This window comes from Albidovulum denitrificans, from assembly GCF_002973535.1.
In the GTDB taxonomy this organism is placed as follows: Bacteria; Pseudomonadota; Alphaproteobacteria; order Rhodobacterales; family Rhodobacteraceae; genus Albidovulum; species Albidovulum denitrificans.
Genome location: NZ_PVEP01000001.1, coordinates 757,381 through 770,116, shown reverse-complemented (window position 1 = coordinate 770,116; position 12,736 = coordinate 757,381). Strand labels below are relative to the sequence as shown.

The following is a 12,736-nucleotide window of genomic DNA, read 5'->3' as shown; positions in this document are numbered from 1 at the left end:
GGAAGGACGGGCGCATGAGTTTCGACTACGATCTTTTCGTCATTGGCGGCGGCTCTGGCGGCGTGCGCGCGGCGCGGATCGCGGCGGGGGACTATGGCGCGAAGGTCGGGCTGGCCGAGGAATACCGCATGGGCGGGACCTGCGTCATCCGGGGCTGCGTGCCGAAAAAGCTGATGGTTTTCGCCTCCGCCTTCCCCGAGGCGATGGCGGATGCGCGCGCCTATGGCTGGGACGTGGCCACGCAGGGCTTTGACTGGACCGCGTTTCGCGCGAAGCTGGACGCGGAACTCGACCGGCTTGAGGGGGCCTATCGGTCGGGCCTGACCAATGCGGGCGTGACGATCCACGACACCCGCGCGGTGCTTGAGGATGCCCATACCGTTCGGCTGGCCACGGGTGAGGCTTTCCGCGCCAAGCATATCCTGATCGCCACCGGCGGCGCGCCCTTCGTGCCGGAAATCGAGGGTGGCGCGACGCTTCTGACCTCGAACGACATCTTCAAGCTGGATGCGCTGCCGAAATCCGTTCTGATCGTCGGCGGCGGCTTTATCGCCTGCGAATTCGCCTGCATCCTCAACGGCCTGGGCGTCGAGGTGACGCAGTTCTACCGGGGCGCGCAGATCCTGCGCGGCTTTGACGATGAGGCGCGCGGCCATATCGCCGAACTGATGCGCGAGGGCGGCGTGAACCTGCATGTCGGCACCGATGTGATCGAGGCGCGGGATGTAGCGGGCGGCGTGCGCGTCACCTCGACCGACGGGCGCGAGACGGTGTTCGAAAAGGTCGTCTACGCGACCGGGCGCAAGCCCAACACCGCCGGGCTGGGGCTTGCGGCGCTGGGCGTCACGCTGGGGCGTCAGGGGGAAATCATCGTTGACGAATGGTCGCAGACCGCCGTCCCCTCGATCTATGCCGTGGGCGACGTGACCGACCGCATCAACCTGACCCCGGTCGCCATCCGCGAGGGTCATGCCTTTGCCGATACCGTCTTTGGCGCCAAGCCCACGAAGGCCGATCACGACCTTGTCGCCAGCGCCGTCTACACCCAGCCGGAACTTGGCACCGTCGGCCTGACCGAGGAGGCGGCGCGCGACGAGCGCCCGATCGAGGTCTATGCCACCGCCTTCCGGCCGATGAAATCCGCCTTTGCCGGGCGGCCCGACCGGGTGATGATGAAACTGATCGTCTGCGCCGAGACGCGCAAGGTCCTTGGCTGCCATATCGTCGCGCCCGAAGCGGGCGAAATGATTCAGCTTGCCGCCATCGCGATCAAGATGGGCGCGACGAAAGAGGACTTTGACCGCACCGTCGCGGTGCATCCCACGATGGCCGAAGAACTGGTGACGATGCGGAAGCCGGTGCGCAAGGCTTGACTTTCGCTGAGAAAAGCCCAGTTGGACGGGGGACATTTGCAATGAAGACAGCAAGGGGAGTTTAAGCCTGATGGCAGGAAGCGGAGGGCCTTGGGGCGGCGGCGGTGGAAACGGCGGCCGCGGGGACGATGACGACCGGCCCGGTGGCCGTGGCGGACGGCGTCCGGGCGAGGGGCCGCAGATCCCCGAGATCGAAGAGATCATGCGCAAGGGCTCGGAACAGCTCAAGGTGCTGATGGGCGGTCGCGGCGGCCGCTCGGGCGGTACTGGCGGCGGTTCGGGCGGCGGCATGGGGCCGGGCATCAATCGCGGTACGCTGGCGCTTGGCGCGCTGGCGGTGGTCGGGCTTTGGGCCTTTGCCTCATTCTACACCGTCAAGCCGGAAGAACAGTCGGTGGAACTGCTGCTGGGCAAGTTCCATGCCATCGGTGAGCCGGGCCTGAACTTCGCGCCCTGGCCCTTTGTCTCGGCCAACGTGATCGCGGTCACGCCGGAACGGACCGAGGATATCGGCGTCGGCCGGGCCGGGCAGGGCGATAGCGGCCTGATGCTGACCGGGGACGAGAATATCGTCGATATCGACTTTCAGGTGGTCTGGAACATCTCCAACCCGCAGGAATACCTTTTCAACCTGCGCGACCCGCAACTGACGGTCGAGGCGGTGGCCGAATCCTCGATGCGCGAGATCATTGCCCAGTCGCAACTGGCCCCGGTCCTGAACCGTGATCGTGGCGTCATCGCGGAACGGCTCAAGACCATGATCCAGCAGACGCTGGACAGCTACCAGTCGGGGCTGAACGTCGTGCGGGTGAACTTCAACCGTGCCGACCCGCCGCGTGAGGTGATCGACGCGTTCAAGAACGTGCAAAGCGCCGAACAGGAACGCGACCGGCTTCAGAAAGAGGCCGACGCCTATGCCAACACTATCGTCGCGGGCGCGCGCGGTCAGGCGGCGCAGCTTCTGGAAGAGGCCGAGGGCTATCGCGCCCAGGTCGTGAACCAGGCCGAGGGTGAGGCGAGCCGCTTCACCGCCGTTCTGGGCGAATACCAGAAGGCGCCGGAAGTGACCCGCAAGCGGCTTTACCTTGAGACCATGGAAGAGGTTCTGGGCCGCGTCGACAAGGTCATCATCGACGACAATACGGGCGGGCAGGGCGTGGTGCCTTATCTGCCGCTGAACGAGTTGGGCCGTGGTGGCGCCTCCGGCGCGGCGAAACCCGCGACCGGCACGACGACGGGAGGAAGCAACTGATGAAACGTACTGCCCTCATCCTGCCCATCGTCGTGATCGCGGCGGCCGTCGGCCTCTCGTCGATCTTCATCGTCGATGAACGCGAAAAGGCGCTTGTCCTCCAGTTCGGCCAGATCAAGGCCGTGCGCGAGGACCCCGGCCTTTATTTCAAGGTGCCGCTGATCCAGGAGGTCGTGCGCTATGACGACCGTATCCTTGGCCTCGACATCCAGCCGCTTGAGGTGACGCCGCTCGACGACCGTCGCCTTGTCGTGGATGCCTTCGCGCGCTACCGGATTTCCGATGTGCGCCGCTTCCGTCAGGCGGTCGGCGCGCAGGGGCTGACGCTTGCGGAAAGCCGGATCGACACGCTGTTGCAGGCCCAGACGCGTGAGGTTCTGGGCTCTGTCACCTCGTCCGAGATCCTGTCGCAGGACCGCGCCGGTCTGGCTGCCCGCATCCGCGACGCGGGCCGGACCCAGGCCGAGTCTCTGGGGGTGGAGATCATCGACGTGCGCCTGAAGCGTACCGACCTGCCCGACCAGAACCTTGACGCCACCTTCGCGCGGATGCGTGCGGAACGCGAACGCGAGGCGGCGGATGAGGTCGCGCGCGGCAAGGAAGCGGCGCAGCGGGTGCGCGCCCAGGCCGACCGTACACGGGTGGAACTGGTCTCGGACGCGCAGCGTCAGGCCGACATCACCCGTGGTGAGGCGGACGCCAAGCGCAACGCGGTCTTTGCCGAAGCCTATGGCGCGGACCCGGAGTTCTTCGACTTCTACCGCTCTCTCTCGGCCTATCGCGCCTCGCTCAATTCCGGGAATTCGGCGATGGTGATGGCGCCCGACAGCGAGTTTTTCAACTACCTGAAGAACGCCGAGCCGAAAGCCGCCGCACCCGCGGCTGCCCCGGCGGCGCCTGCCGCGACGCAATGACGATCGGGCTGATCGGGCTTCCCTTTCTTGCCATCGGCCTTGTTCTGGCCGTCGAGGGGCTGGTGCTTGCACTGGCCCCTTCGCGTATCGCCGAATTGCTTGAGATGATCCGCAACATGCCGGTTGAGATGCGCCGCAACCTCGGCCTGGCCGGGATGGCGCTGGGCGCGGCCCTCATATGGCTTGCCCACGGGCTTGGCGGCTGAAAGAATGATGGCGCGGCGTTCACGGCCTGTTGATCGCCTGCGAGAGGCGTTGAGTTGAGCGCGCCGGGCGGGCATTCAATGCTTGGGAATGCCAAAGACCCGACGCGGAGTAAGAGCAGTTGAAGAAGGGAGTTCGCCTGTGACATCCGAGATCACCCCCCTGGCCCCGGCCGGAAGCCGTCACCGCCCCGTCCGGGCGCTGATGCTGGCGCTGGCCACGGGCCTTGCCCTGGCCCTTGCGCCCGCCACGCCCTCGGTCGCGCGCGCCGCGCCCGACAGTTTCGCCGATCTCGCCGACATGGTCAGCCCCGCGGTCGTGAACATCACCACCTCCACCACCATCGCCGCGCCGACGGACGGTGGCCCCATCGTCCCCGAAGGGTCCCCGTTCGAGGATTTCTTCAAGCGTTTCGGCAACCCGAACGCCCCGCGCGGGCCGCAGCGGTCGAATGCGCTCGGCTCCGGCTTCGTGATTTCCGAGGACGGCTATATCGTCACCAACAACCACGTCATCGAGGGCGCGGACGAAATCTCGATCGAGTTCTTTTCGGGCAAGACGCTGGATGCCAAGCTGATCGGCACCGACCCCAAGACCGACATCGCGCTTCTGAAGGTCGAAAGCGACGAACCGCTGCCCTTCGTCAATTTCGGCGACAGCAACGTCATGCGCGTGGGTGACTGGGTCATGGCGATGGGCAACCCGCTGGGGCAGGGCTTTTCCGTCTCCGCCGGGATCGTGTCGGCCCGAAACCGCGAATTGTCGGGGACTTACGACGATTTCATCCAGACCGACGCGGCGATCAACCGGGGCAATTCGGGCGGTCCCTTGTTCAACATGGACGGGCAGGTGATCGGTGTTAACACCGCGATCCTCTCGCCCAATGGCGGCTCCATCGGGATCGGCTTTTCGATGGCCTCCAACGTCGTCTCCAAGGTCGTGCAGCAGTTGAAGGATTTCGGCGAGACGCGGCGCGGCTGGCTGGGCGTGCGCATTCAGGACGTGACCCCGGACGTGGCCGAGGCGATGGGGCTGAAGGACCCGAAGGGCGCGCTTGTGACCGACGTGCCGGATGGTCCCGCGAAGGATGGCGGCGTGCTGTCGGGTGACGTGATCGTCGGCTTCGAAGGCACGGCCATTTCTGACACCCGCGACCTTGTCCGCCGCGTCGCCGATGCCGATGTCGGCAAGGCCGTCCGGCTTGAGGTGCTGCGCGAGGGCAAGACCCAGACCCTTCTGGTGACGCTGGGCCGCCGGGAAGAGGCGGAAGCGACCGAAACCGCCGCCGCCGGGGAAGACCCCGTCACGCCGGAGTCGAAGGATGTCCTTGGCATGACACTTGGCGTTCTGGGTGCCGACCAGCTTTCCGACCTCAACCTGCCGCAGGGGACCGAGGGGCTGGTGGTGACCGGCCTTGATGAAACCGGCGAGGCCTATGACAAGGGCGTGCGCGCGGGCGATGTCATCACCGAGGCGGGCCAGCAGAAGGTCGCCAGCATCGCCGACCTTGAGGCGCGGATTTCCGAGGCGAAGGATGCCGGGCGCAAATCCCTCCTCCTCCTCATCCGCCGCGGCGCCGACCCGCGCTTTGTCGCGCTGTCGGTTGAATAGGGCGGGGTCCATGGGATCAAGGGGGCGTTCCGAAAGGGGCGCCCCTTGTCGTTTGAGGGTGACGCGCAGTGCCGGGGTGAAGGCGACACCGTCCCGGATCACGTCCGGGACGTAAGGCACGGGCCTCCCGGCCTGCTCCGCCGCCGCCGTCAGCGATCGCCGAACCTGCGGGCGGCGCCTCTCATTCGCGTGGGGTAGCCCCGTGCGGGCGGTCGGCCGCTCGCCCGGCGGGGCTGATGCCCCTTGTTCCGGGCCGTTGAGGTGCGCCACGCAGAAGGTGAAGGCGGTGGCGTCCCGGACCTGATCCGGGACCTCCGCCCCCGGGAAAAGAGGTCCCGGATCACGTCCGGGACGGTAAGGTGCTGGCCTTTCCGGCCTCCGCCGCCGCCGGCGCCCTTGACGTCGGCCCTTGTCGCGCCCCTCGATCCCCGCGCCTTATCGCCGCCCCTCGCGCAGCAGGTAAAGCGCCAGCGCGCCGACCACGATCGCGCCGCCAAGGATCATCGCGCCGGTCAGCGGCTCATCCGCGCCGAGCCAGACCCAGACCGGGCCAAGCACGGTCTCCAGCAGCAGAAGCAGGCTGACATTGGTGGCGCTCGTGTGCCGGGCGGCGATGCTCAGCGACAGGAAGGACATCGGCAGGATCACGGCGCCTGTCACGGCAATGGCCCAGACCGCGCCATCGCCCATCGCCGGAAGCCCCGCCAGCGACAGCCCGACCAGCCCCGCCAGAAGCGCGCCCAGCCCCATCGCGGGCTGGATCGGCACCTGACGATTGCGGCGCAGCAGGACGAAGTTCAGCGCCATCGCCGCCGCCACCCCGAACCCGGCCGCCGCCCCCAGAAGCGGGTGGCCCGCGCCCCCCTCGGCCCCGCGCCCGGTGACGGCGATGGCGATCCCGGCCAGCACGGCAACCATCGTGATCCATGTCGCGGCCGAAGTTCTCTCACCCAGCAGGAGGCGCCCGAAAACCGCTGCAAAGACCGGCACCGTCGCCACCGTCAAAAGCACGATCGGCACCGGCGCGACCGCGATCCCCAGCGCAAAAAGCGTCGCATTGGTCGCGTGGCAAAGGATCACCCCGATCCCGGCGGGCCGCGCCAGCATCGGCAGTTGCGACCAGCCCGACCGCCCGGTCAGCGGCCAAAGAAGAAGCAGCACCGACCCCATCAAAAGCCCGCGCCACGCGAGCATCGCGAAACCGCCCATCCCCGACCAGCGCATCAGCAGCGTGTCGGGCGTCAGCACCAGCGCGCCCGCCATGGCGAGGAGAACACCGAAAAGGGGATGGCGCGTCATCTCTGTCCTGCCTTGGCCTAGCGCGGGTCCGCCCTGCTTAGGCCCCCGCCCGCGCCCCGACAAGACCCGCGACAGGACCGCCTCTGGCATCCGGGGCCGGTTTCGCCTATGTCGGCCGGGGAAGCTTCATTCGGGAAGACGGGAATGGCGAAGATCACTTACGTTGAATTTGGCGGCAAGGAACATGTCGTGGAGGTCGCCAACGGGCTGACCGTCATGGAAGGCGCGCGCGACAATGGCGTGCCGGGGATCGAGGCGGATTGCGGCGGCGCCTGCGCCTGTTCGACCTGCCACGTCTATGTCGATCCCGACTGGGTGGCGAAGTTGCCCAAGAAGGACCCGATGGAAGAGGATATGCTCGACTTCGCCTATGAGCCGGACCCGGTCCGCTCGCGCCTGACCTGTCAGCTGAAGGTCACCGATGCGCTGGACGGGCTGAAGGTCTTCATGCCCGAAAAGCAGATCTGATGCGCCTTGCGGCGGCGGTCCTGACGGCGCTGGTCGCCGCCGCACCCGCCGCCGCGCGCTGCATCGCCGGGGATGGCGACTGGATCACGCGGGCCTGCTACGACCGGCCGAAATCGGATGACCTCTATCGCCACGACGTGCTGGGGAACACGCCGGAATGGTCGCGCCTGATCGTCACGCTCGGCCCCAAGGGCCGGGCGGCGGGGCAGGGCGCCGCGCTTGGCTTTCCGCTCGGCCCCGGCCATCTTTACGAGGATACCGCCCCCCGCCTTGCCGATCTTGACGGCGACGGGCGGCCCGAGGTGATCGCGGTCGAGACCGACCACCGGCAGGGCGCGCGGCTTCTGGCGCTGTTCCTTGATGGCCGCAGCGCCGCCACCCCCTATATCGGCACCCCGCGCCGCTGGCTTGCCCCGGTGGGGGCCGCCGATTTCGACGGCGACGGAAGGGATGAGGTGGCTTACGTCGAGACGCCCCATCTGGGCCGCAGCCTCCACCTCGTCCGGCTTGATGCCAACCGGCTGAGGACCGTCGCGACGGCCCCCGGCCTGACCAATCACCGCATCGGCGATGCCCGCATCCAGGGCCGCGTGGCGCTCTGCGACGGCCGCCCGACGATCCTGACCGCCGATGCCGGCTGGACCCGCGTCATGGCAACCACGCTGGAGGGCGGCAAGCTCAGCCCCCGCCCGCGCGGCCGCTATGACGGCCCGGCAAGCCTCACCACGGTTCCGGGCTGCCCCTGACCGCTCTTTCATCGTGGCCAAAATACTCACGGGGGTCCGGGGGTGTAACCCCCGGCCGCCGCCAGCCTAAAGCGCCTGCCCGTCTTAAAGCATTTCGGGTTTGCACTGTATCAGAATTCGAACTTATTTCGTTCGAATTCTGATACTTACGTTCTCAACGAAAACCCGAAACGCTTCAAAGCGCCCGCCAGCCGATGTCGCGGCGGCAGAACCCGCCCGGCCAGTCGATCGCACCGACCATCGCATAGGCCCTCTCATGCGCCTCGCGCAGGCTTTTGCCCCGCGCGGTCACGTTCAGGACCCGCCCGCCCGAGGCGACGATGGACCCGTCCCGCGCCGCCGTTCCGGCATGAAAGACCATGTGGCTTGCATCCTCGGGCAGTTCCTCAAGCCCCCGGATCTGCGAGCCCTTGGCATAGCTGCCGGGATAGCCATTGGCCGCCATCACCACCGTCAATGCGTGATCCTCGGCCCAGTTCACGCGGCAATCGGCCAGCCGCCCCTCGGCGCAGGCATGGATCAGGTCGAAGGCCTGCGCGCCCAGCCGCATCATCAGCACCTGGCATTCCGGGTCGCCGAAGCGGACGTTGTATTCCACAAGCCGCGCTCGGTCGTCCTTGATCATCAGGCCCGCGTAAAGCACGCCCTGAAACGGCGTGCCGCGCCGGGCCATCTCGGCCACGGTGGGTTTCACGATCTCATCCATCGCCTGGGTCAGCACCGCGTCCGACAGGACCGGGGCGGGGGAATAGGCCCCCATGCCGCCGGTATTCGGCCCGGTGTCGCCGTCGCCCACGCGCTTGTGGTCCTGCGCGGTGCCGATGGCCAGCACGTCGGTGCCATCACAAAGGACGAAAAGCGACGCCTCCTCCCCCTCCATGAATTCCTCGATCACCACCTCGGCGCCTGCCTCACCGAAAGCGCCGCCGAAGATCCCGGCCAGCCCCTCCAGCGCCTCCTCCAGCGTCATGGCCACGATCACGCCCTTGCCGGCCGCCAGACCGTCGGCCTTGATGACGATCGGCGCGCCCGTTCGGCGCAGATAGGCCTCGGCGGCGGCATGGTCGGTAAAGCGCGCATAGCCCGCCGTCGGCGCGCCACAGGCGTCGCAGATTTCCTTGGTGAAGGCCTTCGACGCCTCAAGCCTTGCTGCTTCGCCCGACGGCCCGAAGACCGGCACGCCCGCCGCGCGCAGCGCATCGGCCACGCCCGCCGCCAGGGGCGCCTCCGGCCCGACGATGACGAAATCGACGGCGTTTTCCTCGGCGAAGGTCACCACCGCCGCGCCGTCGAGAATGTCGAGATCGGCGCATTCGGCCAGCATCGCGATCCCGGCATTGCCCGGCGCCACGATCAGCCGGTCGCATTTGGGGTTCTGCTTCACCGCCCAGGCCAGCGCATGTTCGCGCCCGCCGCCGCCAAGGATCAGAATGTTCATGCGTCCCCCGCCCGAAAATGCCCGACCCGCGCTTGCCACGGGCCGAGGCGGTTCTATGATCGCCCCGTCCAAAGTTCAATGCGTCTGGCTGGCTGTGTAGGGGGTGCGCGATGTCATGGTGGAAACGGCTGCTTGGCGGCAAGGGGGCGGCAGGGCGCGAAACGGCTGCCCCGCTGGCGGAGACCGCGGCAGAAGCCGGTGCGCCGGTGATCGGTGAGGACGATCCCCGCATCGCCGCGGGCCACGCGCGCCTCGACGCCTGTTGGCGCGCTATCGGCGCGGTCGATGACGATGTCATCGGCTATCTCATCAACCCGATGTTTCAGGGCGCGCCCGCCTGGCCCAACACCCGGCAGGCCTATCGCGTCATCCGAACCGAAGACAGCCTGATCCTGGCCTCCGACGGGCTTGCCGACCCGTTTGTCGGAACCTCGATGGATGATGCGAGCGGCCTTGGTCTTGAGGTCTTTCTTGAAACCACCGGCGCGCAGGGGCGCCCCTTCGACGACATTCGCGCCAGCGGCGATTTCGCGCTGATCGAGATGGTGGCACAGAACATGGCCGCCCATGGCGGGGTGGCCGGGCTGCTTGACCGGATGGGGGTGCTGTCGATGGCGCTGCCGCTTGGCGGGCAGGCGCCCGAGGGCTGGGCGGATGAGAACGGCGATATGGGCGTGCTGCTGGGACTGCCGGTTCCGGGCCGCGAGGGGCGGGTCGCGCTGCCCTTCGGGCCGGTCCGCCTTGTCGCCGCCACGCCCCTGCGCCCGGCCGAGCTTGCCGCCGCCGCCGCCTCGGGCGAGGCGCGCGCGGCCCTTGCCGCCGATCTGGCGGCGACCCCGGCGGGCCACCGTTTCGATCGGGCCCGGCAAAGCCTGCGCTGACAGGACGGGTGCGGCAGCGGGGGTGGGGCCGGAAACCGCGCCCCGCGACCGCAGGTACACTTGCGCGTGCGGCCCGGCTTTGCACTATGGGCGCGGTTGTAACTTGTGATGGCGTTCGGGCGAAACACACATGTCGTGGTGGAAGAAAATCCTGGGGCAGGGGGGCGCCGCGCCCCGGTCCGGGGCCAGGGCGAAGGCGCGGGCCAAGGCCGCCCCCGAACCGCCCCCTCCGCCACCACCCCCTCCGCCGCCCAAACCCGCGATCCGCGCCGATGATCGCCGCATCGGCGCCGGGCGCGCGCAGCGCCTGTCACACTGGCGCCGCTTCGGCCGGGCAGAGCATGAGCCGCTGACCTATGCCGACAATTCCGACCTGCACGGTGCGCCGGACTGGCCCGCGGGGCGCAAGTGCTACCATGTCATCCACCGCTACGATTCGCTGATCCTGACCACCGACGGGCTGAGCGATCCCTTCGTCGGCACCACGTCCGACGGCGAAAGTGGCTATGGTGTCGAAGTGTTCCTCGAAATCCCCGAAACCGGCGCGATGCCCTTCGATGAGGTGCGCGAAAGCTGGGCCTTCGCGCTTTTGGAAATCGTGTCGCAGAACATCGCCGGGTTCGGCGGCATCGCCGACCGTCTGGCGCGGGAAGAGGTGGTGCTGATGTCGGTCCCGGTCCTGAACCCGCCCGCGCCCGACTGGGTGGATGAGATCGGCTATACCGGCGTCCTGATCGGCCTGCCCGCGCGTCGCGTCGCGACCGAAATCGCGCTGCCCCTCGGCCCGGTCCGCTTCACCGCCGTCACGCTTCTGCGCCCGGATGAGGCCGCCTTCGCACAGCGCGGCCACGATGAACGCGCCGACCTTGCCGAGGCGCTGAAACTGCGCGGCTACGACCATTTCAGCGACCCGGAGCGGCCTTCGGTCCTTTGACGGCGCAAGGGCCGTTTGCATCGCCCGGCCGAAACTGGCACCTTCGCCGCGAACCCCGATCGTCAGGCCCCGAATGACCCTTTTCGAAGACCCCGCCGAAGGCGGCAACGCCCCCGAATTCACCGTCTCCGAGCTTTCGGGCGCCGTGAAGCGCACGATCGAGGGCGAGTTTGGCCATGTCCGCGTCCGGGGCGAAATCGGGCGCGTGTCGCGCCCGGCCTCGGGGCATCTCTATTTCGACCTCAAGGACGACCGATCCGTGCTTGCCGCGATTTCCTGGAAGGGGCAGGCGGCGCGGCTGTCGGTGCGCCCGGAAGAGGGGATGGAGGTCATCGCGACCGGCCGCCTGACGACCTTTCCCGGCCAGTCGAAATACCAGCTGATCGTCGAGGATATCACGCCCGCCGGGCAGGGCGCGCTGATGTTGATGCTGGAAAAGCGCCGCGCCGCGCTGGCGGCGGAGGGGCTGTTCGCGGCCGAGCGCAAGAAACCGCTGCCGTTTCTTCCCGAGGTGATCGGGGTTGTCACCTCGCCCTCGGGCGCGGTGATCCGCGACATCCTGCACCGCCTGCGCGACCGTTTCCCGCGCCGGGTGCTGATCTGGCCCGTGGCCGTGCAGGGCGAGAAATGCGCGCCCGAGGTCGCCGCCGCGATCCGGGGCTTCAACGCGCTGTCCGAGGGTGGCCCGATCCCGCGCCCCGATCTGTTGATCGTCGCCCGTGGCGGTGGCTCGCTGGAAGACCTCTGGGGCTTCAACGAGGAAATCGTCGTCCGTGCCGCCGCCGAAAGCCGGATCCCGCTGATTTCCGCCGTCGGGCATGAAACCGACACGACGCTGATCGACCATGCCGCCGACCGCCGCGCGCCAACCCCGACCGCCGCCGCCGAAATGGCGGTGCCGGTCCGCATGGACCTTCTCGCCTGGACGGGGGAGCAGGGCGCGCGGCTTTCCCGCGCCATGTCGCAGCGGGCCGAGACGCGGCGCCAGCGGCTGACCGATCTTTCCCGCGCGCTTGGCCGGCCCGAGGCGCTTCTGGACCCCGCGCGGCAGCGCTTCGATCTCTGGTCCGACCGGCTTGGCCCGGCGCTTTCGGCCGCCACGACGCGCAAGCGCGCGGGCTTCAACACCGTGGCCGGGCGGATGCAGCCGGGGCTGCTTTCGGGCTTCATCACCCGTGAACAGCGCAACCTGCACAACTGGGCCGACCGCCTTGCCCCCGCCATCGCGCGCCTGACCCGCGATGCGGCGCGCGACAATGCCCGCCGCCGCGCCGACCTTTCGGCCCTTGGCGACCGCCTCGCCAAGGCAGGGCGCGGGCGGCTCGACACGCTTGCCCAAAGCCTCGCCAGCCTTGACCGCACACGGCAGACGCTGGGCTACAGGGAAACGCTCAAACGCGGCTATGCCGTGGTGCGCGCCGAAGGCGCGGTCGTCACGACGAAAGGGGCCGCCGAAAACTCCACCGCGCTGGAGATCGAATTCGCCGACGGCCGACTGCCCGTCACCCCCGGCGCCGCCCCCCGCCCCCGCAAGCCAAAAGACGGCGGTCCCGATCAGGGCAGCCTTTTCTGATCCTGCATTTCATTGTGGCAAAAATACTCCGGGGGGTTGTCCA

General features: G+C 68.3%; 12 protein-coding genes. 10 read left to right on the top strand and 2 right to left on the bottom strand.

Annotated elements, in window-relative coordinates:
• Nucleotides 1-14 precede the first annotated feature (14 nt).
• From gorA to LX70_RS03730, 5 genes are all read left to right on the top strand, one after another.
• Entirely contained in the window at nucleotides 15-1,373 is a 1,359-nt protein-coding gene (gene gorA, locus LX70_RS03750) for a glutathione-disulfide reductase (RefSeq protein ID WP_105513591.1), read from the top strand.
• A 70-nt stretch (nucleotides 1,374-1,443) separates the two neighbouring features.
• Complete coding sequence (gene hflK / locus LX70_RS03745) at nucleotides 1,444-2,625, top strand: FtsH protease activity modulator HflK (RefSeq protein WP_105513157.1); 1,182 nt, start codon at nucleotides 1,444-1,446, stop codon at nucleotides 2,623-2,625.
• Nucleotides 2,625-3,539, top strand: a complete 915-nt coding sequence (gene hflC, locus LX70_RS03740) for a protease modulator HflC (RefSeq protein WP_105513156.1) — start codon at nucleotides 2,625-2,627, stop codon at nucleotides 3,537-3,539. Before hflK ends, hflC begins: the two co-directional genes overlap by 1 nt.
• Nucleotides 3,536-3,745, top strand: a complete 210-nt coding sequence (locus tag LX70_RS03735; RefSeq protein WP_211301656.1) for a DUF2065 domain-containing protein — start codon at nucleotides 3,536-3,538, stop codon at nucleotides 3,743-3,745. Before hflC ends, LX70_RS03735 begins: the two co-directional genes overlap by 4 nt.
• A gap of 202 nt (nucleotides 3,746-3,947) precedes the next feature.
• A complete protein-coding gene (locus tag LX70_RS03730) occupies nucleotides 3,948-5,354 on the top strand; it encodes a Do family serine endopeptidase (protein ID WP_245884958.1) in 1,407 nt (468 codons plus the stop codon).
• A gap of 435 nt (nucleotides 5,355-5,789) precedes the next feature.
• Here the strand turns inward: LX70_RS03730 and LX70_RS03725 are convergent, their stop codons facing one another.
• Nucleotides 5,790-6,653, bottom strand: a complete 864-nt coding sequence (locus LX70_RS03725; RefSeq protein ID WP_105513154.1) for a DMT family transporter — start codon at nucleotides 6,651-6,653, stop codon at nucleotides 5,790-5,792.
• Nucleotides 6,654-6,797: 144 nt separating this feature from the next.
• On the opposite strand from LX70_RS03725, the gene LX70_RS03720 reads away from it, so the two are divergent.
• Nucleotides 6,798-7,121, top strand: coding sequence for a 2Fe-2S iron-sulfur cluster-binding protein (locus LX70_RS03720; RefSeq protein ID WP_105513153.1), 324 nt, complete (start codon nucleotides 6,798-6,800; stop codon nucleotides 7,119-7,121).
• Nucleotides 7,121-7,867 (top strand): FG-GAP repeat domain-containing protein, encoded by a 747-nt coding sequence (locus tag LX70_RS03715; RefSeq protein ID WP_105513152.1) that lies wholly within the window; start codon nucleotides 7,121-7,123, stop codon nucleotides 7,865-7,867. Before LX70_RS03720 ends, LX70_RS03715 begins: the two co-directional genes overlap by 1 nt.
• Before the next feature lie 175 nt (nucleotides 7,868-8,042).
• On the opposite strand, the gene purD is transcribed toward LX70_RS03715, so the two are convergent.
• Complete coding sequence (gene purD / locus LX70_RS03710; RefSeq protein WP_105513151.1) at nucleotides 8,043-9,305, bottom strand: phosphoribosylamine--glycine ligase; 1,263 nt, start codon at nucleotides 9,303-9,305, stop codon at nucleotides 8,043-8,045.
• 110 nt (nucleotides 9,306-9,415) lie between these two features.
• Here purD and LX70_RS03705 point away from each other — a divergent pair, with 110 nt between their 5' ends.
• The 3 genes from LX70_RS03705 to xseA all read left to right on the top strand — a co-directional run bounded on the left by LX70_RS03705 (nucleotide 9,416) and on the right by xseA (nucleotide 12,693).
• Nucleotides 9,416-10,186, top strand: coding sequence for a Suppressor of fused protein (SUFU) (locus LX70_RS03705; RefSeq protein ID WP_105513150.1), 771 nt, complete (start codon nucleotides 9,416-9,418; stop codon nucleotides 10,184-10,186).
• A 130-nt stretch (nucleotides 10,187-10,316) separates the two neighbouring features.
• Nucleotides 10,317-11,120, top strand: coding sequence for a suppressor of fused domain protein (locus LX70_RS03700; RefSeq protein ID WP_105513149.1), 804 nt, complete (start codon nucleotides 10,317-10,319; stop codon nucleotides 11,118-11,120).
• 73 nt (nucleotides 11,121-11,193) lie between these two features.
• The gene (xseA, locus tag LX70_RS03695; protein WP_105513148.1) at nucleotides 11,194-12,693 is read left to right on the top strand and encodes an exodeoxyribonuclease VII large subunit; all 1,500 of its coding nucleotides are present in this window, start codon (nucleotides 11,194-11,196) and stop codon (nucleotides 12,691-12,693) included.
• Nucleotides 12,694-12,736: the final 43 nt, after the last annotated feature.